The organism is Pedobacter sp. KBW01, assembly GCF_003852395.1.
GTDB lineage: Bacteria > Bacteroidota > Bacteroidia > Sphingobacteriales > Sphingobacteriaceae > Pedobacter.
This window is the reverse complement of record NZ_QAJQ01000014.1, coordinates 144,844-164,878: the sequence shown is the minus strand read 5'-3', so window position 1 is coordinate 164,878 and position 20,035 is coordinate 144,844. Positions and strand designations below refer to the sequence as shown.

The window sequence follows — 20,035 nt, the reverse complement described above, 5'->3', positions numbered from 1 at the left end:
GAAAAGTTATAAAACGTAAGATTGGAATAAGATAAAAGCTGAATGACCAAATTAAACTGTTATTGGTGATAATTGTAAAATAGTTTATAGCTTTCTTCGAACGACTCAAAACTGCCAAAAACCTGCGCTATGGCTTTTTCTGTGTCGTAGCCCTGGTTGGTAAGCCTGATGATTTTTTTTAAAATCTCGGTTCTTTTACCTTTAACGAAAAAATAAATAATACTATAAGCAGTGTTGTAATTATCGCGAACCTCGTGCCCATAAAATGAACCGCCATAAATATTGAAAAACTTTTTTAACCGCTCGCTGTCTTTTAAATCTATACCTGCTTTTATGCTTTTAATACGCATGCTCTGTGGGTAAGCATATAAATTGCCTTCGCTGTCAAAATCGAGTGTTTCGAAAAATTCGGCAAGTCCTTCGTTTAACCATCTGGGCGATTTTTTAAAATTAAACTGAAAAATACTGTGGCTGGCTTCGTGCAGGGCAACCGATATAAAATCACGGTTCTTGTAAACAAAGGCCTCATTAATGGCATCGATATAAAAGCCATCGCTGCTGGCAGGTACATTGTATTTTTTCTGTTCTAAGCGGTAATCTTTACTCTTTCCATAGAGGTTTATTTTTACCGGCGCAGTAGTGTTCTCGTGGGTTTCGAAAATTTCATTGCAGAACATGCGCTCGTAGGCAATCAGCTTCTCTATTTTCTTTTGCTCGGTATCGCTTATTTTGCAGTTTACCTGGTTAATCTCTATATATTGGGCAAAGGAGGCGAGACTGATCAAATTAACCAATAAAAATAGAAAACGTTTTTTCATGTTGCAATATACCTTCTTTAAACAGCGTTTTTGATTTATTTCATAATCGCTTTCAGTTCGTGCCTGTATTCAGATGCACTTTTACCCGTAAATTCTTTAAACAACTTATTAAAGTGACTAAAATTGTTAAAACCACTTTCGTAGGCAATATTGGCTATGCTTACCGGTTTTTCTGCCAATAACTTGGAAGCGTGCACCACACGGTACTCGTTTACAAAATGGGTAAAAGTTTTTTTTGTAATTTTTTTAAAATACCGGCAAAATGACGGGACAGTCATGCTCGACATTTCTGCAATATCGTGCAAACTGATGGGTTCCTGAAAATGGTCTTTCACAAAGTTGAAGATCATGTTAATGCGGTCGTTATCCTGTACCTGCATTTCCATCGAAAAGCCCCGGGCATTTAAAATTTTATAGTCCTTTGCGTTTTCGAGCACTTTTAATACATATAATAAGGATAGCAAGCGTTCAAAAGGAGGCTGGTCATCCATCATTTCTATTTTATCGCCCACAAGGGCTTTGGTTTCATTACCAAATGCAATACCACCCTTTGCTTTATCAAATAATTCCTGAATACCTTTAGTTTCCTGAAGGCCTAAAAAACCGGAGCCCAAAAACTCGGGCTTCATCTGGATTACGGTTTCGTTTTTATTGCCTGTATTGGTATCGGTGAAACCGCAATGAGGCAAATTACTGCCAATTAAAATCAAATCACCTTCGGTGTAGTAAGAAACATGACTGCCGATTTGCCTTTTGCCCGTACCACCGTTTACAAAAACCATTTCAATTTCGGGATGATAGTGCCACAAATGGGCCATGTTGTTTTCATTAGCGATGTATTTCGAGTAATAAAAAGAACTCCCGAAAGAAGGTTCGACAACTTCAAAACTTGGTTTCATGCTGATCAATTTTATTTACTAAAATACATCAAAAATATGCTGAATTATGTGTTTTACGAAAATATGACTGAATTGGGGGTAATATAGCATAGATATAGGCCAATATGCAATCGTCTAAACATTAATGCTATATCTACCTTAGTACCATCATATAGTAATTAACTCTTTAAAATATTTGGTTATGAAAAAGTTCTTAAAAATCGGTTTAATAGCAGCGTTATTTTTTACTGCTACGGGTGTACACGCTAACGATGATGATTTTACTTTAAAAGTAAAAGGTGAAAAGGAAAAGTTTATCCGTTTTTCTGCAGACAAAGCAGAAGATCTAAATTTATCATTGGTAGGTGCCGATGATGAAGTATTGTTCGAAGAAAGCATTCATGCTTCTGCAACAACAAGTAAAGTATATGATTTAAATGCACTTCCTGATGGGAAATATGTGCTAAAAGTAGAATCGGAATCTAAACTTGCAAAATATAATGTAGTAATTGAAAATGGTGAGGCAATTGTTTCTGAGCCAAAAATTGCAAATGTATTTAAACCGGTTTATACTAAAACAGACGATCTAGTTACGCTTAGCTTAAACAACCTGGATAAAAGCCCAATCGAAGTAAAAGTTTACAACGAATACAACGACGAGGTTTATGCAGAATCATTTAAAGATAAAGCTCAGTTAACTAAAAAGTTCAATATCAGCAAAACAGATTCAAGATCGTTAACTTTCGTAGTAAAGTTTAAAGATGAGAGTTTTGTTAAAACGATCGAAACTTACTAAAAACTAACAGCTAATTGATTAGGGAGATTGTCGGATAGATAATCTCCTTTTTTTTAGCCCGGCCTTTTCCAGGACCCTTTGTCATCAAGAATTTTTAAGTAACTCTTATAGGGCTCCTTGGTGTGATAAAGTTGATACAGCTGATCGGTTAGGGCTGTGAGAAAGTTGAAGAAAATGGAGAAGTCTTCTTGCGAGTTGTAAAGCCCACCCCACTCATTCAATATTAAACTTAATATTCTTTCATCTCTGGTGGTGATCGAAAATTCAAGATTAGGTGAATCAGCATCCGTTTTTTTGTAATAGTCGTGCTGTAGTCCACCCAATTGTCCTATTTCCCTCACAGGTACCTGAATGGAATGTATTTCAGAAAACAGGACGGTTCCAAAACTAGCACTATTAAAGCCTTCTTTGCTTAGAGAAATAGTTTCTGTCGACTGTCTTTCGGAGGCTGCTTTAAACAATTTGTAAATGGCTATTAATGTTAATGGTAAGTAAATTAGCAATAGCCAAGCTGGGAAAATCGGGTGCGAATTTGGTAATAAAACTAGAGTGGTACCAGTTAGTGTAACAGTGAGCAAGGCAGCAAAAAACCAAAGCAGTATAGCTGGAGTTTTTTTGCTGTTGTTAAAACGGAAACGATAGTTTTTCATAAAATAAAATTCGACATAATTTTTTGATTCCTTTATCCGAATTAACGTATGACAGTTTTATTTAGCCTGCATCTTTAGATTTAATAGCATTTGATGAAGGCCTGAAAGGTGTCTTATTACCCATCTTCAATAGTTTCTTTACATATTACTTCGTAAAATAAGATGATTTTTCGCGGTGCTATAGGGGCACATTCATACAGTACCTCATATATTCTGATTAATCGTTTGATTTTAAGAAATATATTGTTACTTTTGCATCCCCGTAATATACCTCGGGATTAAAAAAATTAAAAACATAATTTATAACAATGAATCAGTACGAAACTGTTATCGTTCTAACCCCGTTGTTATCTGAAGAAGCTGCGAAAGAGGCATTAGCTAAATTCAAAGCGATTCTTACTGATAACGGTGCCGAAATTATCCAGGAGGATAATTGGGGTTTGAGAAAATTAGCGTATCCAATTGACAAAAAGTCAAATGGTTTCTTCAACTTAACTGAATACAAAGCTTCAGGTGATTTGATCGCAAAATTAGAGCTTCAATTAAAACGCGATGAGCGTGTGTTACGTTTCTTAACTATCCGTTTAGACAAACACGCTGTTGCTTACAATGAGAAAAAGCGTAGTGGTGCTTTTAACAAAAAAACTAAGGAGGTTGCAGCGTAATGGCAAGAGAACAAATTCAATACGTAACTGCCCCTAAAGTAGAGGATAACCGTAAAAAATATTGCCGTTTCAAGAAAAACGGAATTAAATATATCGATTACAAGGATGCAAACTTCTTGTTGAAATTCATTAACGATCAAGGTAAATTATTACCACGCCGTTTAACTGGTACTTCGTTAAAATTCCAACGTAAAGTGGCTCAGGCTGTAAAACGTGCCCGTCACATCGGTTTGTTACCTTTCGTTGCTGATCAATTAAAATAGGAGGCTAGAGATATGGAAATTATTTTAAAACAAGATATTAAAGGCCTTGGTGAGAAAGATGATGTAGTTACAGTAAAGCCAGGTTTTGGCCGTAACTATTTAATCCCTCAAGGATTTGCTGCATTGGCTACTTCTTCTGCTAAAAAAGTATTAGCAGAAAACTTAAAGCAAGCTGCTTTTAAACAAGATAAAATTAAGAAAGATGCTGAAGGTGTTGCTGAGCGTTTAACTGCTGTTAAACTTTCAATCGGTGCTAAAGCTGGCGAAAGCGGAAAAATCTTCGGAGCGGTTAACACCATCCAGATTGCTGAAGCATTAAAAGCTCAAGGCTTTGATGTAGACCGTCGTCGTATTACTTTCGAAACTGAACCTAAATTTGTTGGCGAATATGTTGCTAACTTAAACTTACACAAAGAAGTTAAAGTTCAAGTTCCTTTCGAAGTAGTTGCTGAATAAGCATTCTTTAAAGAATCATAAAAAAAAGGCTTTTGNNCAAAAGCCTTTTTTTTATGAATAGATGTGAGATTTGAGGAATGCCAACGCGTGCTAAATCTTTAATCTCAAATCTCAGATTTTCCTATCCCTTCGGGGTTGTTGGCCTTATTTCTACCTTACTTGGCAAGGTTCTGGCTGGCATGGACAATAAATCTACCAGGAGCTTGCCCATATCTTCAGGCTGTATTTTCCAGGAATCGGCCTCCGCATCGGGGTTGTGGTCGTTAAAATGACTGGCTACCGAACCCGGCATAATGGTGCTTACCTTAACGCCGTATTTTCTTAAATCTAACATTACTGCCTGTGTAAAGCCGGTTAAACCAAATTTACTGGCATTGTAAGCCGAACCGCCTGCAAAGAAGTTAGTGCCTGCCAAACTCGAAATGGTGAAAATATGCCCCTGTGTTTTTTTGATTTCCTCTACACTGGCTTTAATACTGTAAAAAACACCGGTTAAGTTGGTATCAATAATTTCGTTCCATAAATTGATGTCCAGTTCATCAATGGGAGCGAAGTGTCCCACACCTGCGTTGGCAATCAGTACATCCAGCCGCCCCCATTTCTGAATAATCAGGCTTACTGCTTCCTGTTGCGATTTAAAGTCTTTAACATCGGCTTCAATAGCCAATATATCGCCATGAGCTACTAAACTGGATGCCGCCTTATTGGCTGCGTCAATTGTTCTGCTGGTTATGGCTACTTTATAACCGTCTTTTAAAAGGGCTTCGGCAATACCGAGCCCAATTCCTTTACTTCCTCCTGTAATTAATGCAACTTTCATGTTCTCTTAACGTATATCTCTCAAAAATGTTTACTTAGATTTTGTGGTGGCAGGTATCGGGAGCTGTATGATTTCGATATCTTTAAAATCAACTGGTTGCCCTTCGCTTTGCAGGGCGATAAAACCTGATTTAAGTGCTTTACCGTCTATCTTAATTTTGGGGTCGAAGCGGTTAGCTACGCCTCCGCCAATCTGGGGTTTGCTGTATTGCAGAACGGTATCGCCGTTAATGATGTGGGTAACCAGCGAATCGCCCAATACAATCAGCTCTGCCGATACCCACTGGTCGCCATCGTAAGTTTTTGATCTCGAATCTAAACAATGACCAGCGAACATTTTGCCGTTATAAAAAATTTCAGTGCCTGGTGAACACATGTTGCCGGTAGGGCGTGGCCTGCCATCGCTCAAACCACCTAAAAACTGCATTTCAATTGAAATTGGCCAATCCTGTTCTTTAGGCATTGTTTTTGGATCCTGCGAATGGAACATCACACCGCTATTGCGCAAGGTATAACTGGGTGCACCTTTTTGCAGCTCACCAACCATGCGGTATTTTAATTTTAAATGATAGTATGAAAAAGGTGTTTTATAGTAAAGGTGGCCAAACTGATCGTTAAAATCGCCGTACTGATCGTAACGCACTTTAATAATGCCATCTTCTACGCGGAAAGTATTCCCGAAGTTTACATTGTAATCATGGTGGTGGATTTTAACGTTCCAGTCTTTAATGTCTTTCCCATTGAAAAGTGAAGTCCACTTGCCATTGCTGGTGCTTGTGTTTTTTGTGGTGCTGCAACCCCATAAAAGAGTCAGCATAAAAAAAAGGTATCCGAGTTTCTTCATCTGTGTAAATTTGAATCCAAAATACATAAAATCGGGTCATTTAATTTTATTCCAGTATTTAATTTACAAATGAGAAGATGATTAATAAATCTTTCCGCTTACATTTTCCTTTTCCATACCTTTAATTACCTTTGCGCTATGGCGAAAACCCGGACAACCAAAACGAAAAGTAAAGCAAAACACCCGCTTTTAAAGAAGATTACCAACATTGCATCGAAGGTGTTTTTATACTTTTTGCTGGTTTCTGTTCTTTGGGTCATTGCACTTCGCTTTATTAACCCACCCATCACCTTGCTGATGGTTTTACGCAACATTGAGCGTAAAGCTGATGGAAAGCCTTTTAAAACCGAAAAAAAATGGGTTGATTTCGATGAGATTTCGGATAATATGAAACGTGCAGCGGTATCGGCCGAAGATCAGTTATTTTTAAAACATATCGGCTTTGATATGAAAGCAATCGAAAAAGCTTTTGCCAGTAATGCAAAAGGTAAAAAAGTAAAAGGAGGGAGTACCATTTCGCAACAGACAGCTAAAAATGTATTCCTGTGGCCAGGTCGTTCTTGGATTAGAAAAGGGTTTGAAGCTTATTTTACACTATTAATTGAATTGTTCTGGAGCAAAGAACGCATCTTAGAGGTTTACCTCAATGTAATCGAAATGGGTGATGGCGTTTACGGCGCTGAGGCTGCTGCACAAGAATATTATGGCAAATCGTGCACTAAATTAACCAAAAAACAAGCTGCCTTGATTGCTGCATGCTTTCCTAACCCTTTGCGTTGGACACCCAAAAATGCAACTCCTTACATCAGGCATCGCCAGTATCTGATATTAAGAAATATGAATAGGCTGGGGCCGCTTGATTTCTAAAATGTAAGATGTGAAATATAATATGGATAATCGAAATGCAGTTTTCTTCCATCATCCATTATACATCATTTAATCATGATCCTTATTCCATCGGATTTTGATGCCGCCTTTTTCATCGTCTACTGCTTTTAGGTGCAGCACTATACCGCGCATACGGGCTTCTCTTTTTTCCTGTCTGGTTAGGTTTTCATCTCCTTTAGGGTTTCTAAGCGGAATATCCATGGCTACATTTGTTCCCGAACCTAAAGCATATGTTCCTTTTACGTTAAAGTTTAATGCACTCGAGCTTATCTGCATTGGGCTGATTTCTACTTTATCGCCGTTGATGTTTAAGGTGCCATCCAGGTTTTTAATTTCTACATTAGATAAATTACGGTTGGCAAAGGCGAATTTGCCTACTTTGACCATCGGCTCGAAATTAACGAGCGCAGCATTATTGAGGTTAAAAACGACCTTACCATTGATAGAGCGGGGCAATATTTTGCCGGTATGCGATATGCGGCCGGAGATATTTACCAAAGAAGATAAGTAGCCTTTAAGGTTTTTATTCGTAATGGTGTTTTGCCCGAAATTATCAAAAGAGTAAAAGAAATCTTTAACACTTACATGGCTGATTTTGGAGTTAATTTTAAAGCTGTTTGAAGCTGCCTGCTGAATGATATTCCCATCCAAGGATAATTGACCTCCGGCATGAGCCACACTGATTTTATTGAAGAAAATGCCACCTCCCCGAAGCGATATGTCGGCATCGAGGTTTTTAGCCATAAACTTCTCATAAATAGCCTTATTAACCGTTAAGCGGATATTCATTTGCGAGAGCTCTAAAACATTACTCAACTCTTTAGAAACCACCTGTTTATTTCCGCTGGATTTTGTTTTTTTAGTTGTTCTGGGGCCCAAAAAAGGTAAAAACTCTTTTAAATATAGCTGTGGACTGGTCATCTTCAGGTTAACCAGTATTTTTTCGGGAGCGGTATAATACAAGTTAGCAAAATTAGCAATATTGCAGTTTACGTTGAGCTCGCTTTTGCCTAGCTGGAAGTGTCCGTTTTGTATAGATAAGTTGTTTTGGTTGAAATCGATATCTAATGCACTTTTTATCAGATGCAGGTTCCGTGGTATGTAAAGGATATCGGCATTAGCAATCCTGATTTTACCTGAAACCACTGGTTTGGTGAATTTGAAATTATCGATATCGGCTTGGCAATAAAGTTTTAAATCTGCTGTTCCGTTTTTAAATTCAAAGTCGTTTGTGCCTAATGAATTATTGAGGTTAGAAAGCGGAAACTGCGAAGTAACCAAGCCCGTGGCAATGGGGCGTGATAGATTATTAACCGTAAAAGTGTCGATTTTTAATGGTGCGTTGAAATATTTTGCAGTGAGTTTATGGAACTTGATGGAAGAGTTATCATCGCCAATAATGCCGCCAACTGTATCTCGATTGGTAAACGAACCATCAAAATTACAGGCTGTTAATCTACCTGCTGGGATTGAAACCACATTATCCCTTACGGTTATACCAACCTTAATCAGCGGGTCGCCATACTTTCCAGATCCATCATCAATAATATTCCCCCTGATGTTGATTGGTTTTTCAATGCCAAATTTTAACAATTTTGAAGAAATATTGGGTGCAAGAAGCAGGGCTACATCTCTGAATAAAATATCGTCAACGGCAATGCTAATGGCAAAAGCCGATTTATCCAGTTCTATTTTAGCACCGATTTTGAAGGGATGTCCGCCAATATTTAATATTTCAGGATCTAAAATTACCGCATCCAATGCTTTGCTGTAATGTGCAGAGAGTGTGCCATCTAAAGTTTTGTCTTTTAAAAAACTTCCTTTCCGGGTATTGAAAGCAAAGCTGTTTACCTTGGTTTTTAGCTTAATTTTGCCAGTCCAGCCGCTATCGGGGTATTCCATCCGGCCTTGTATCTGATCGATATTAAAGTTGAAGAGCTTGTGCCGCTTTTTGTTATCGAGTACCAGACTTACCCTATTAAAATCAATTTTCTTGACTTCAAGCGCCGATGATTTAGTGGATGTTTTTTTCTCGGCAGAAGGTTTACTTTTAAAAATACTGGTATTGCTGTAACCTGCAGAATCGGTATAGATATAAATAGCTGCATTGTTAATGGCAATCTGCTTAATGTTTACGTTGCCAACAATAAGCGAAAGTACATTTAGCGATACGTCAATATCCTGTGCTTTTAAAAGGTCGTGTTTGTGTTGTACCCATAAGCTATCTCTCAACAACACACCATTTAACGATACCGAAACTCCTGGAAAACTTTTCAGGAGGGTAGGCTCCATGCTGGTAGCCGTTATTTCGCCGTTTAAATTTTTGTTTAGTTGCGATAGGATAGAAGTAAGCACTTCTTTTTTATTGCGGCTAATGTAAAATGCACCAGCCAGCCAGGTTAAAATAACCAGCACAACCAGAGCAGCTAATATCTTTAAGGAAATTTTGAGCCAGCGTTTCATACACATTATTTTGATTTAACCAATATAATGCTTTTTGGCTGCTAATTGTTTGCCTGTAAACTAAAATTAACTAAAAATAGAGTTACAGGTTTTAAGAATTTTGATTAGCATTTGGGTTTATTCTCCCATTAGTTGTACTTATAAAAAGGTATATTAAGTACAGCATACCGCTATAGCTTTAAATATGTTTAAAGCAAGTGTGCAAAAACTGTAGAGTGCCAGCTATTTTTAAAGGGAACTTCCCATTTGCTCTCCAAATCTGCCAGTGTTTGCACCATGTTGTTAAAAACAATCGTTTCTGGTGTAATCTGCTTAATGTTTACCAATGTTTCGAAATCTTCCTTGCCCTGAACTTTCACCTCATCGTCAATGCGGTAAGCAATATTGAAACGATTAAAAAGATCAACGTGGTATTCGCTTTCGATCTCCTTAATTAACCTAACCGAGCTATCGATAGAGCATCCGGTAACACCGGCCTGGCTTTCATCAACAGTGAGGATAATAAAAAAGCCATAACGAATTTCTGCCTTTGCCAGCAATTCATTACCATGTGCTTTCCATTGGTTGGTAAAAGCTGCTAATTTATTCAGGATCTGGTTTTCTTCAATTGAAGAAAACTTGCGATCGCTTTGGTATATCCAAACTCTTGATTGTGGAGAAAAACTCATATACAAATTTATGATTTTAATTAATTTGGTGTGTTTAAAACGCTAGCCATATGAAAAAGTTTACACTTTGCTTGAAAATGTCGCTTGTTTCGGCGCTTTGTGTGTTTTTTTATGCTTTTTCCAATCCCGATCCCTTAGAACAATGTGCTGGTTTTCTACAAAAAACCTTCTCCGACCATTACGATGTTGCACAGGAAAGTAACCAGATTAAGCGTTATGAACTAAATGTTACTAACAATGGCTTTTGTCGTTACAAGCGATACTTTAATAACGGAAAAACGGAGTATTTCGCATTTAAGTTATCGAAATTTAAAGATATGGATTATTATGGTAATACCGTATCGGGTAAACTCTATCTATATACCAAGGGTGATGATGTAATTGTACAGACCTATAAAGATAAAGGGGGAGATGTAGATTCGATGGCAACACAAATTATTATCCCGCTCAAAAATATGGAGGCTGAAGATTTAAACCAGATTCGTGATAATTTAGAGCAGATTGTTAAAATACCGGCGCAGCCAGCTAAGGATGCGGTGAAGCTTGGGGATTAGTATTTATCATTTCTGCACAGCGAGATCGTTCTGCATAAGCTTTAAGATTCCCAGTCAAGCTGGGAATGACGACCCGTCATATAATTCTGCTGCCAGGATATTCCTTTCAATAAAAAGTAAGTCTTAGCGGTGTGCCAAGACTTACTTTTCTTTAATGAATTATATGGTTAATTCAAAGGTTAGAGGCCATTCGCTCTTGCGGTAATTTCTGCAATATCCAATACCTTAACTTCCTGTTCTTTATCTTTCAACTTAATCCCATCGCTTAACATGGTCATGCAAAAAGGGCAGCCTGCAGCTATCACCTGAGGATTGGTTTGTAAGGCTTCGTCAACACGTTCTACGTTAATATCTTTATTGCCTTTTTCGGGTTCTTTAAACATTTGTGCTCCGCCGGCTCCGCAACATAAACCATTGCTTTTGCAGCGTTTCATTTCTACCAGCTGGGCATCTAAAACTTCGAGTGCTTTTCGTGGCGCTTCATAAATGCCATTGGCACGGCCCAGGTAACAAGGATCGTGGTAGGTAATTTTTTTACCCTTAAAACTTTCGCCACCTTCAGCTTTCAGTTTCCCTTCGCTAATTAAATCCTGAATCAACTGTGTATGGTGGATAACCTCGTAGGTTCCGCCCAGGCCTGGATATTCGTTTTTGATAGTATTAAAGCAGTGCGGACAGCCAGTTACGATTTTTTTAATATTGTAGGCATTCAAAACCTCAATATTGGTCATGGCCTGCATCTGGAATAAAAACTCGTTACCTGCACGCTTTGCCGGATCGCCTGTACAGCTTTCTTCGGTGCCTAAAACAGCGTATTTAATGCCCACATGATGTAAGATTTTGCAGATATCGCGGGTTATTTTTTGCGCCCGTTCATCGTAGCTTCCGGCACATCCAACCCAAAATAGTATTTCCGGTTCTTCGCCAGCAGCCATTAATTCGGCCATTGTAGGTACTTTAAATTCCATGTTTACTCGTATTTTAAAGGTTAACCGTTTAAATTGTTAACTGTTTAATTGTATTGTTAAATTGCTCATTCGTTTTGAATATTCCTCGACTCAGGACTTTAGACTAAGAGCCTTCTGCCCAGTTAAAACGGTCGGCTGGAGAGTATTTCCATGGCGCCTGGTTGTTTTCAATGTTACCCATCATGGCATTGATACTTGCAGGTGCCTGCGATTCTTCCATTACTGCAAAACGACGCAACTCTACAATAATCTGTAAAGGATCGATATTAACAGGGCAAGCTTCGGTACAAGCGTTGCAACTGGTACAGGCCCAGATCTCTTCTCTGCTAATGTAATCATCTAACAAAGATTTACCATCCTGATGTTCTGCGCCATGTTTATCGATGTTTTGGCCAACTTCCGTAATCCGGTCGCGGGTATCCATCATAATCTTACGTGGTGATAAAAGCTTGCCTGTAATATTTGCCGGACAAACTGAAGTACACCTTCCACATTCAGTGCAAGTATAGGCATTCATTAAGTTTACCCAGGTCAAATCTGTCACATCTTTTGCCCCAAATTTACCAGGTTCGCTTTCTGCTGGTACAAAAGACGGATCGAGCATGGCTTTAACCTCATTAGTTACTGATGCCATGTTGGTAAACTCACCCTTAGGCTCAAGATTAGAAAAATAGGTGTTTGGAAAAGCAAAAATGATATGGAAATGCTTTGAATATGGTAGGTAGTTTAAGAAAGCTAAAATACCGATAATGTGGAACCACCAGCAGCTGCGTTCAATAATCACCAAAGCGCTTTCGGTTGATGGTAATAAATTTATCAAATACTGGCTAACCGGAAATGCACCTGCTTGTACGTAATGACCTGCGCCGATGCTTTGTAATTTTGCATCAGCAGCATTCATCAGCAGGAAAGCAGTCATTAATAATATTTCGGTAATGAGGATATAGTTGGCATCAGATTTTGGCCAGCTTTTCATTTCTACCCCGCTGAAACGCTTTAATTTTAAGATGTTTCTGCGGATCAGGAAGATGGCACACGATACCCAAACGGTAAAAGCCAGGATTTCAAACGAGGCAATTAAAAAGTTATATAAACCGCCAAGGCCGTTAAAAATGCGGTGTGTGCCGAAAATTCCATCGATCATGATTTCGAGCACCTCGATGTTGATGATGACAAAGCCAATGTATACGAAGAAATGGAGGAATGCCGGAATGGGGCGTACCACCATTTTAGACTGACCAAATGCCACACGTAACATCGTTATCAAGCGCTTTGCAGGCTGATCGTTGCGATTAACCGCTTTCCCCAACCGGATATTACGGATAATTTTACGGAGGTTAACTGTAAACAGCGCAATTGCTGCAAGTGTAAGTACTAGAAAAAGGATCTGTGCTACCATGCAATATTAGATTGTTAACGCTAAATTAGGATATTAATCTAAATAAATTACTATGCATGCATAAAAAAATAGATAAAATTGTTTGTTTGTATTCATTCTAAGCAGGTATTAGGGCCTTTTTTCAAATGCACAAAAAATTAATTCACTGATAATCAGTTGAGCAGTGAAATAATAGAAAAAAAGTTTTGCTTTTGAAAAAAGAACACTACATTTGCAATCCCAAACGGATGGTGCCATAGCTCAGTCGGTAGAGCAAAGGACTGAAAATCCTTGTGTCCCTGGTTCGAATCCAGGTGGCACCACTTCCAAAAGCCTTTCAGAAATGAAAGGCTTTTTTGGTTTTAAAGCTTTTAATAAAAAGTTTTACGTAACAATATAAATAATCAATCGTTTGCGCTTTATTTAGTTTTGGTTTAGTAGTTGGTGTAGGCTAAATTAGTTGCAACCACCTCATTTAGGGTGCCTATCAATGTCATCTAAAACAATCATGTTGAACTATAGAGCCAAAAACAGCCGCAAGCACGCATTTCAGAAATTTTTTAATGGTATATTAGGTAAAATGATTTTAACTGGTTTACCTCTCTCATTTTTAAGCAGTTTGCCTTGCCTTGTTTCTGCTCAGCAAAAGCCAAATGTTGTGCTTATTTACATAGATGATTTGGGCTACGGAGATTTAAGTTGTTACGGGGCTACAAAAATTGCTACACCAAATGTCGATCTTATTGCCAAAAGAGGCTTGAAATTTACAAATGGGCATACTACATCTGCTACCTGTACACCGTCGCGGTACGCATTAATGAGTGGCGAATATCCCTGGCGCGAAAAAGGCCGTAATATTTTGCCTGGTGATGCGGCACTAATCCTTTCGACCAATAAAACCAGTTTACCTAAAGTATTTAAAGCAGCAGGGTATCAAACGGCAATTGTGGGTAAATGGCATTTAGGTCTTGGTGATAAAGTAAGTAAAGACTGGAATGGTGATATCAGCCCAGGACCTAACGAAATTGGTTTTGATTATTCTTTTATTTTTCCAGCTACTGCAGATCGGGTGCCAACTGTATTTATGGAAAACCATAGTGTAATTGGTTTAGAAAAAGGTGATTCGATTGAGGTTGATTATGGTAAAAAGGTTGGCGATGAACCAACCGGAAAAGAGCATCCCGAGTTGTTAAAACTCCCCTCCTCAGTAGGACATAATAATACAATAGTTAACGGCATTGGTCGTATTGGTTATATGAAAGGAGGCAAAAAAGCGAGGTGGACAGATGAAGAACTTGCCCCAACTTTTCTGACCAAAGCGATGCAGTTCATTGAAAAAAATCAGAAAAAACCTTTCTTTTTGTATTATGCGCTAAATGATATCCATGTTCCGCGTATGCCTGCTACCATGTTTAAAGGAAAGAGCGAGATGGGATACAGAGGCGATGCCATACTGGAAATGGATTGGGCGGTAGGTGAAATTACCAAGCAGTTAGATGAATTGGGTTTAACCAAAAACACCATTATTATTTTTAGTAGCGATAACGGGCCTGTATTGGATGATGGTTATGCAGACGAAGCTATTGCTAAACAAAACGGGCATTTGCCTGCGGGACCATTAAGAGGAGCTAAAACGAGTGTTTATGAAGGTGGTACGAGAGTTCCGTTTATTGTTTCATGGCCAGAAAAAATTAAACCCGGGCAGTCTGATGCACTGGTTAACCAGATAGATTTGCTGGCCTCTTTTGCAGGCTATTTTAAGGTACCCATTAAAAATGGGGAGGCTGGCGATAGTGAAAATCAATTTGCTGCATTTACGGGAGCAGATCGGGTAGGGCGGAAAATGATGATAGAAGAGGGATACAATAATCTGGCTGTAGTAAAAGGCAATTGGAAATATATTGCCCCATTTGGCAAAAATGGCGATCAGTTGTTCGATTTAAAGGCTGATATTGGGGAAAAAAATAATGTTGTGGCTAAATTTCCAGAAAAGGTGAGTGAACTAAAGTCTTTACTTGCTACAGAGACAAGTAAAAAATAGCCTAAAAGATATTGAAGTGAGTAGACCAGATATTTTCTTGAAAAATAATTTTTATGCATCTGCTTGCTTATCAGAAAGATCTGCGTTTTTTGTCGGTTAAACGGTTTTTTAAAGCAGAAAAACTCAAATTATTTTTTGCATTTGTGAAAAAGAACACTACATTTGCATTCCCAAACGGAGGGTGCCATAGCTCAGTCGGTAGAGCAAAGGACTGAAAATCCTTGTGTCCCTGGTTCGAATCCAGGTGGCACCACTTCCAAAAGCCTTTCAGAAATGAGAGGCTTTTTTATTATACGGTTATTTTGCTACTATTAGTATTTATTTGGATCAAGCGGAAAAGGGATCAAGCGGAAAAGTTGGGGGTAAAGGAATAATTTATTTCTTTTGTAGCTTTAACACAAATTGAACTTTCCCTGGCTGTTGCCGAACAAACCCTAATTAGTTTTTTGTTGACACAAGGCATCCTAGATTATTTCGAACTTACTAAAGCCGATAAAGCAATAAAGGAATTGCATATTTATCTTGAAGAGAAGAATATAGCACCCGATTGTAATGTTGTGAATTTAGGCTTTTAACAAGGGATAAACACAAATATTGACCAATATCTGTGTTTATCCTTTTTATCTGTGGTTAATGTTTTCTCGTTAGCCAACGCAACGAAGCATTACTGGCCAATTAGGTTTCCACATGGTATTCACTTTCTGACATGCCTTTTACCTTTTTTAAAGCCGCAGGCCAGGTTTCATTAAAATAATCCTTCCATTCGTCGATAATGTTCATATCAATAGTGAGTTCTGTGAGCCCGTCTTTTTCTTTTAAGGTATAATTCTCCAGCGATTCACCCCAATCATGCACTACTTCTTTACCGTCTTTTATCTCGCCCACGTGCTTGATGGACATAAATTGATTGGGGATGTTCTCTGCAATAACCGCCACCATTCCTTGTCCTTTACCATCCCCAAATACTGCTCTGCTTCCTTTTTTCCAGTCGGTTTCTACTGACGATCCTTCAGCAAAAACCGAAGTCCATTTAGGATAGCTTTCCACACCGAACAGTATATCCCAAACTTTTTCGGCACTGGCATTAATTGTGGTTTTAAATTCAATCTTTTCCATGGTTTTATATTTTATTTACTGGTTTCCATTAAGTTTATCCAGGCATTTACAGCTTTTGTGAGTGCTTCAGTATGCTGCTCTACATCGGCCATCGTGTAAAATTTGGCGTAAGCCTTTCCTTTGGTTTGTTCTTCTAAAAAGCCAAAATCATTGTTCAGTAACGAGGCCTTATGAAAAACTACAACTACATAGTTTTTTATTTTGGGGTTTAAGGTGGCCATATCCTCTTTATACTTAAAGCTTGGTCCACCCCATTTAATATCGCTTTCTATTTTTGGGCTGGCAGCTGTAATTATTTCGATTACCTTTTCCATTTCCTTTTTTAAAGGATGATCCAGCGTATCCATAAACGCCTTAACTTTTACAATACTCATAATAAACAATTTATACTACAAAGTTGTTTAGTATTTAGTTGCTTTTTGCGGTGCAAAGGCGACAATTTAAGGGGGTGGAAGGACTTAACTTTCCATTTATTTTTTGAGCCGATTCATTTTAGGTGCCCACATTTTATAGCAGTCAACCAATCAGCAGGCTTATTAAAACAAGCATCAATATTTAACATATTTTCACTATAATAATCTCATAAATAAGTAATTTAATCGGTAGATTTACGTAATTCAACGATACATCTGCGTAGCTGCACAATATTTTGAATTAAATTTAGTTGTTGGTTGGTGGGTTTTCAGTTAACAGTTCTCAATAGGGAGTTTTTTTAGGGCTGTTTTCGGGGCTAACCATAAACCAATAAAAACAACTTTATTACAACACGTTACGTATATACAACACCATGTTACCAACTTCCATGAAAAATAATAAATTTAACAGGCTGTTAATAATTGGCTTTTTGAGCCTTATGGTAGTTACTGCCTGTAAAAAAAGCAGTATTGTACCCGATGAGCCCGTTACGCCGACTACAGTTACACCTGCAGGAACCCGTGAAGAGCTGACTAAAGATTCGATCTTTTTGTATTCCAAAGAACTATACTATTGGAATACATCGTTACCTACTTATGAGGTTTTTAATCCGCGTAGCTTTGGCTCAAATGAGGCCGAGCTTTATGCCCTGACCCAATACTCTAACGATCCGACAACCGGAAAGCCTTATGAATATGTGAGTAGTTCGGCAGAGCCCAAATATTCGTTTTTTGATTATACCGCGGCCACTTCCGGAAAAACAGGTGCTTTAAAGGCTGATGTAAATGGTTCGGCCAACGATTATGGCTTTTCAATAAATTACAGTACTACTGATGATTTAAGGGTAAAATATGTATACCCCAATTCTCCGGCTGCACAGCAGGGCTTAACCCGTGGCTGCAGGATAACGAGCGTAAATGGCCGTACCAGTCTCAGTTACAGCACTGCCAATGTAAGTTTTCTGTACAATGCTATTTTGGGCACAAATGCGAGTGTGAGTCTCGTTTTTACCGATTTAAATAATAACACCAAAAGCGTGGTCGTATCCAGCGCTTCCTATACAGTTAATCCAATCTTGTATACCCACGTATACACTGTTGGAACAAAAAAAGTAGGTTATATTGTTTTTAACAGCTTTACCAATAATGCAACCGCAGGTTTAAACAGTGCTTTTGCTAATTTTGCCACACAGGGTGTAAGTGAGCTTGTTGTCGATTTACGTTATAATGGTGGAGGATATGTATCCACCGCCACCCAAATCATCAATCTGGCAGCACCTATTGCTCAAAATGGTAGCATCATGTTTACCTCTTATTACAACAGTTACTTACAAAATATTACTACTGCCCAGCGTAAAGCTTCTATTTTGGCTCACCAGCCTTTATTAGATGATGCAGGTAAATTGCAGACTTTTACTACAGGGGTTAATGGAAAATATGCCACCTATGCCGATTTAAATTATTCGTCAACCTCTGCCGATAATATAGAGCGTTTTGCAAAATCGGGTAACCTGGCTTTAAGCCGGATTTATTTTATCGTAACAGGGGCTACCGCTTCGGCGAGTGAGTTAACCATTAATAGTTTAAAGCCTGTAATGGATGTAAAACTGATTGGCAAAACTACTTATGGTAAGCCTGTAGGCTTTTTCCCGATCAGGATTGATAAACTCGATATGTATATTCCGGAGTTTGAAACCAAAAACCAGGCAGGTGCCGGAGGATATTATTCGGGATTAACAGTTGATAAAGATGCCTATGAAGATTATAAAAAAGATTGGGGCGATGAAACCGAAACTTATTTATATTATGCATTGGCTTATGCCAATACCGGTGCTTTTCCGCTTACTGCGCCAAAAACGGCAAGTTTAAAAACAAGTACTTTACCGCTTTCTTCAAGCTTATCAACAGAAGAAATTAAATCGGTTGATGCCCATTTAGACCCGAACGGATTTAAAGGAATGATAATGACCCCACATGGGAAAATGTAACAGCCTGAGTTAATCAATAAAAAAGCGCGGTTGCCTATCAAGGTAACCGCGCTTTTTTTGTGCGAGCTAAGTGCTACAACAATATTTTACTGCTGATATCTTTATTGATGGTAATGTAGCCAGGATATTTGAAAGGCGTATTACCCAGCATAAAAGTAGGTTTAATTTTAATGGTTAATAAACCCAGTTTTTCATCTTTAGCCGATGAACCTTTTTGAGCAGCTTTTACAATATCGTTAAATACATTGCCGTTGGATACCAGACCATAAATATTGCTCACCAATTGCACCGGCACGGTTACAGTTTGACCTTGTGCAATGCTTACACTTTGGTTAACCAAGCCTTCGGCCAAATCGGTATTGTTTACCAGTATTTTATATTCGAACTGGTTTATAGCTGCCACATTGCTTGAAGGATTGCTGATTTCTAAATTGAGGTTAGCTTTTAATGGAATATCCTTGCGCAATAAGCCCAGTGCTACACCCGGTAGGCTGGTAAGGCTAAAACTTTGCTGATCCATTAATTTCTTTACATCGGTGCCTGCAATAGATACCTGCTGAACCCCGGTAATTTTATAAGTACAGTTTTCCAGCGCTTTTATTTGCTGGGCCTGTTTGTTAATGCCGCAACCCAACGCAGTAGTTACAAGCAGGCAAATCATTAGTGTGTTTTTCATGTTAATCATAACGCCAAAATACTAAAACTATTTTAGTATGATATTGGTTAACTGTTTAAATTGGTAAAGAAGGGTGAGAACTACAATTATTAAGTTTCTGCGGATTTGGCAATTAACAAGGTTTTGAGTTATTTTGACAAGAAATTTAACAGCATGGCCATTACAATAAGGAAGATAGTAGCAGAAGATAATGAGGCTACTGCAGAAATGATCAGGACAATTTTACGCGAATTTAAAATAGACAAGCCTGGTACCGTTTATACCGACCCAACAACCGACCAGTTGTCTCGGTTATTTGAACAGGCTGGATCAGCTTACTGGATTGCCGAAGAGGATGGAGAGATTATAGGAGGTTGCGGCATTTATCCAACCGATGGCTTGCCTGAAGGTTGTGTAGAATTGGTTAAACTTTACACTGCTGCATCGGCAAGGGGAAAAGGAGTTGGCAGGATGCTGATGGAGAAAAGTATCGAATCGGCACAACACTTTGGTTATAACGAAGTATATCTCGAATCATTTCCGGAGCTTACAACAGCCATAAGCATGTATCAAAAAGCAGGTTTTGTTAAACTTCCTGCTCCTTTAGGCAATTCAGGGCACTTTGCCTGCAATGTGTGGATGTTGCTGGTATTGTAGGTTGGTTAATTGTTGAAACTGGTTAACCGTAAGTTTATCCAAACAATCCAACAATTA

At 38.4% G+C, this 20,035-nt stretch carries 21 protein-coding genes and 2 tRNA genes; 11 read left to right on the top strand and 12 right to left on the bottom strand.

The features are described from left to right. Window positions 1-59: 59 nt before the first annotated feature. Window positions 60-818, bottom strand: a complete 759-nt coding sequence (locus DBR40_RS16245; RefSeq protein ID WP_124560790.1) for a DUF1570 domain-containing protein — start codon at window positions 816-818, stop codon at window positions 60-62. A gap of 35 nt (window positions 819-853) precedes the next feature. Continuing rightward, entirely contained in the window at window positions 854-1,717 is an 864-nt protein-coding gene (locus tag DBR40_RS16240; RefSeq protein WP_233603912.1) for an AraC family transcriptional regulator, read from the bottom strand. A gap of 181 nt (window positions 1,718-1,898) precedes the next feature. Here DBR40_RS16240 and DBR40_RS16235 point away from each other — a divergent pair, with 181 nt between their 5' ends. Then, the gene (locus DBR40_RS16235; RefSeq protein ID WP_124560788.1) at window positions 1,899-2,492 is read left to right on the top strand and encodes a hypothetical protein; all 594 of its coding nucleotides are present in this window, start codon (window positions 1,899-1,901) and stop codon (window positions 2,490-2,492) included. 53 nt (window positions 2,493-2,545) lie between these two features. Here DBR40_RS16235 and DBR40_RS16230 read toward each other — a convergent pair whose 3' ends face one another. Further along, on the bottom strand, window positions 2,546-3,142 hold the full coding sequence (locus DBR40_RS16230) for a hypothetical protein (RefSeq protein WP_124560787.1): 597 nt from the start codon (window positions 3,140-3,142) through the stop codon (window positions 2,546-2,548). Window positions 3,143-3,450: 308 nt separating this feature from the next. On the opposite strand from DBR40_RS16230, the gene rpsF reads away from it, so the two are divergent. The 3 genes from rpsF to rplI are packed head-to-tail and all read left to right on the top strand — an operon-like array spanning window position 3,451 to window position 4,526. Beyond that, window positions 3,451-3,807 carry a 30S ribosomal protein S6 gene (gene rpsF / locus DBR40_RS16225; RefSeq protein ID WP_124560786.1) on the top strand — a complete coding sequence of 119 codons (357 nt, stop codon included), beginning with the start codon at window positions 3,451-3,453 and terminating at the stop codon, window positions 3,805-3,807. Then, a complete protein-coding gene (gene rpsR / locus DBR40_RS16220) occupies window positions 3,807-4,070 on the top strand; it encodes a 30S ribosomal protein S18 (RefSeq protein ID WP_010599582.1) in 264 nt (87 codons plus the stop codon). The genes rpsF and rpsR overlap by 1 nt, the downstream gene beginning before the upstream one ends. Window positions 4,071-4,082: 12 nt before the next feature. Next, a complete protein-coding gene (gene rplI / locus DBR40_RS16215) occupies window positions 4,083-4,526 on the top strand; it encodes a 50S ribosomal protein L9 (RefSeq protein WP_039478206.1) in 444 nt (147 codons plus the stop codon). A 121-nt stretch (window positions 4,527-4,647) separates the two neighbouring features. Here rplI and DBR40_RS16210 read toward each other — a convergent pair whose 3' ends face one another. Beyond that, window positions 4,648-5,346, bottom strand: coding sequence for an SDR family oxidoreductase (locus tag DBR40_RS16210; protein WP_124560785.1), 699 nt, complete (start codon window positions 5,344-5,346; stop codon window positions 4,648-4,650). Window positions 5,347-5,376: 30 nt separating this feature from the next. Then, window positions 5,377-6,189: a DUF1080 domain-containing protein gene (locus DBR40_RS16205; RefSeq protein WP_124560784.1), complete on the bottom strand. Its 813-nt coding sequence runs from the start codon at window positions 6,187-6,189 to the stop codon at window positions 5,377-5,379. Window positions 6,190-6,327: 138 nt separating this feature from the next. Between DBR40_RS16205 and mtgA the strand changes: the two genes are divergently transcribed. Next, the gene (gene mtgA, locus DBR40_RS16200) at window positions 6,328-7,056 is read left to right on the top strand and encodes a monofunctional biosynthetic peptidoglycan transglycosylase (RefSeq protein ID WP_124560783.1); all 729 of its coding nucleotides are present in this window, start codon (window positions 6,328-6,330) and stop codon (window positions 7,054-7,056) included. Window positions 7,057-7,125: 69 nt separating this feature from the next. Here the strand turns inward: mtgA and DBR40_RS16195 are convergent, their stop codons facing one another. Together DBR40_RS16195 and DBR40_RS16190 are read right to left on the bottom strand one after the other, a co-directional pair. Next, window positions 7,126-9,540, bottom strand: coding sequence for an AsmA family protein (locus tag DBR40_RS16195; RefSeq protein ID WP_158674063.1), 2,415 nt, complete (start codon window positions 9,538-9,540; stop codon window positions 7,126-7,128). 188 nt (window positions 9,541-9,728) lie between these two features. Next, a complete protein-coding gene (locus DBR40_RS16190) occupies window positions 9,729-10,208 on the bottom strand; it encodes an ABC transporter ATPase (RefSeq protein ID WP_124560781.1) in 480 nt (159 codons plus the stop codon). A 50-nt stretch (window positions 10,209-10,258) separates the two neighbouring features. On the opposite strand from DBR40_RS16190, the gene DBR40_RS16185 reads away from it, so the two are divergent. After that, window positions 10,259-10,762 (top strand): hypothetical protein, encoded by a 504-nt coding sequence (locus DBR40_RS16185; protein ID WP_124560780.1) that lies wholly within the window; start codon window positions 10,259-10,261, stop codon window positions 10,760-10,762. 179 nt (window positions 10,763-10,941) lie between these two features. On the opposite strand, the gene DBR40_RS16180 is transcribed toward DBR40_RS16185, so the two are convergent. Together DBR40_RS16180 and DBR40_RS16175 are read right to left on the bottom strand one after the other, a co-directional pair. Continuing rightward, complete coding sequence (locus DBR40_RS16180) at window positions 10,942-11,730, bottom strand: (Fe-S)-binding protein (RefSeq protein ID WP_124560779.1); 789 nt, start codon at window positions 11,728-11,730, stop codon at window positions 10,942-10,944. Window positions 11,731-11,833: 103 nt separating this feature from the next. After that, window positions 11,834-13,129 carry a (Fe-S)-binding protein gene (locus DBR40_RS16175; RefSeq protein WP_124560778.1) on the bottom strand — a complete coding sequence of 432 codons (1,296 nt, stop codon included), beginning with the start codon at window positions 13,127-13,129 and terminating at the stop codon, window positions 11,834-11,836. 229 nt (window positions 13,130-13,358) lie between these two features. Between DBR40_RS16175 and DBR40_RS16170 the strand changes: the two genes are divergently transcribed. The 3 genes from DBR40_RS16170 (at window position 13,359) to DBR40_RS16160 (ending at window position 15,402) form a co-directional block, all read left to right on the top strand. Then, window positions 13,359-13,431: transfer RNA gene (locus DBR40_RS16170), tRNA-Phe, on the top strand. Between the two features lie 185 nt (window positions 13,432-13,616). Further along, window positions 13,617-15,149, top strand: coding sequence for a sulfatase family protein (locus DBR40_RS16165; RefSeq protein WP_233603911.1), 1,533 nt, complete (start codon window positions 13,617-13,619; stop codon window positions 15,147-15,149). Window positions 15,150-15,329: 180 nt separating this feature from the next. After that, a tRNA-Phe gene (locus tag DBR40_RS16160) sits at window positions 15,330-15,402 on the top strand. Between the two features lie 422 nt (window positions 15,403-15,824). Here DBR40_RS16160 and DBR40_RS16155 read toward each other — a convergent pair. Together DBR40_RS16155 and DBR40_RS16150 are read right to left on the bottom strand one after the other, a co-directional pair. Then, a complete protein-coding gene (locus tag DBR40_RS16155; protein ID WP_124560777.1) occupies window positions 15,825-16,265 on the bottom strand; it encodes an SRPBCC domain-containing protein in 441 nt (146 codons plus the stop codon). Between the two features lie 11 nt (window positions 16,266-16,276). Beyond that, window positions 16,277-16,639, bottom strand: coding sequence for a DUF1801 domain-containing protein (locus tag DBR40_RS16150; protein WP_233603910.1), 363 nt, complete (start codon window positions 16,637-16,639; stop codon window positions 16,277-16,279). A 428-nt stretch (window positions 16,640-17,067) separates the two neighbouring features. Here DBR40_RS16150 and DBR40_RS16145 point away from each other — a divergent pair, with 428 nt between their 5' ends. Then, a complete protein-coding gene (locus DBR40_RS16145; protein WP_158674062.1) occupies window positions 17,068-18,666 on the top strand; it encodes a S41 family peptidase in 1,599 nt (532 codons plus the stop codon). A gap of 73 nt (window positions 18,667-18,739) precedes the next feature. Here the strand turns inward: DBR40_RS16145 and DBR40_RS16140 are convergent, their stop codons facing one another. Then, window positions 18,740-19,342, bottom strand: a complete 603-nt coding sequence (locus tag DBR40_RS16140) for a hypothetical protein (RefSeq protein WP_124560775.1) — start codon at window positions 19,340-19,342, stop codon at window positions 18,740-18,742. Window positions 19,343-19,495: 153 nt separating this feature from the next. Between DBR40_RS16140 and DBR40_RS16135 the strand changes: the two genes are divergently transcribed. Beyond that, window positions 19,496-19,978, top strand: a complete 483-nt coding sequence (locus DBR40_RS16135; protein ID WP_124560774.1) for a GNAT family N-acetyltransferase — start codon at window positions 19,496-19,498, stop codon at window positions 19,976-19,978. Window positions 19,979-20,035 lie beyond the last annotated feature (57 nt).

Coding starts and splice junctions, on each gene's coding strand:
- DBR40_RS16245 (WP_124560790.1), bottom strand. CDS start 818: ATGAAAAAACGTTTTCTATTTTTATTGGTTAATTTGATCAGTCTCGCC.
- DBR40_RS16240 (WP_233603912.1), bottom strand. CDS start 1,717: ATGAAACCAAGTTTTGAAGTTGTCGAACCTTCTTTCGGGAGTTCTTTT.
- DBR40_RS16235 (WP_124560788.1), top strand. CDS start 1,899: ATGAAAAAGTTCTTAAAAATCGGTTTAATAGCAGCGTTATTTTTTACT.
- DBR40_RS16230 (WP_124560787.1), bottom strand. CDS start 3,142: ATGAAAAACTATCGTTTCCGTTTTAACAACAGCAAAAAAACTCCAGCT.
- rpsF (WP_124560786.1), top strand. CDS start 3,451: ATGAATCAGTACGAAACTGTTATCGTTCTAACCCCGTTGTTATCTGAA.
- rpsR (WP_010599582.1), top strand. CDS start 3,807: ATGGCAAGAGAACAAATTCAATACGTAACTGCCCCTAAAGTAGAGGAT.
- rplI (WP_039478206.1), top strand. CDS start 4,083: ATGGAAATTATTTTAAAACAAGATATTAAAGGCCTTGGTGAGAAAGAT.
- DBR40_RS16210 (WP_124560785.1), bottom strand. CDS start 5,346: ATGAAAGTTGCATTAATTACAGGAGGAAGTAAAGGAATTGGGCTCGGT.
- DBR40_RS16205 (WP_124560784.1), bottom strand. CDS start 6,189: ATGAAGAAACTCGGATACCTTTTTTTTATGCTGACTCTTTTATGGGGT.
- mtgA (WP_124560783.1), top strand. CDS start 6,328: ATGGCGAAAACCCGGACAACCAAAACGAAAAGTAAAGCAAAACACCCG.
- DBR40_RS16195 (WP_158674063.1), bottom strand. CDS start 9,540: ATGAAACGCTGGCTCAAAATTTCCTTAAAGATATTAGCTGCTCTGGTT.
- DBR40_RS16190 (WP_124560781.1), bottom strand. CDS start 10,208: ATGAGTTTTTCTCCACAATCAAGAGTTTGGATATACCAAAGCGATCGC.
- DBR40_RS16185 (WP_124560780.1), top strand. CDS start 10,259: ATGAAAAAGTTTACACTTTGCTTGAAAATGTCGCTTGTTTCGGCGCTT.
- DBR40_RS16180 (WP_124560779.1), bottom strand. CDS start 11,730: ATGGAATTTAAAGTACCTACAATGGCCGAATTAATGGCTGCTGGCGAA.
- DBR40_RS16175 (WP_124560778.1), bottom strand. CDS start 13,129: ATGGTAGCACAGATCCTTTTTCTAGTACTTACACTTGCAGCAATTGCG.
- DBR40_RS16165 (WP_233603911.1), top strand. CDS start 13,617: ATGTTGAACTATAGAGCCAAAAACAGCCGCAAGCACGCATTTCAGAAA.
- DBR40_RS16155 (WP_124560777.1), bottom strand. CDS start 16,265: ATGGAAAAGATTGAATTTAAAACCACAATTAATGCCAGTGCCGAAAAA.
- DBR40_RS16150 (WP_233603910.1), bottom strand. CDS start 16,639: ATGAGTATTGTAAAAGTTAAGGCGTTTATGGATACGCTGGATCATCCT.
- DBR40_RS16145 (WP_158674062.1), top strand. CDS start 17,068: ATGAAAAATAATAAATTTAACAGGCTGTTAATAATTGGCTTTTTGAGC.
- DBR40_RS16140 (WP_124560775.1), bottom strand. CDS start 19,342: ATGAAAAACACACTAATGATTTGCCTGCTTGTAACTACTGCGTTGGGT.
- DBR40_RS16135 (WP_124560774.1), top strand. CDS start 19,496: ATGGCCATTACAATAAGGAAGATAGTAGCAGAAGATAATGAGGCTACT.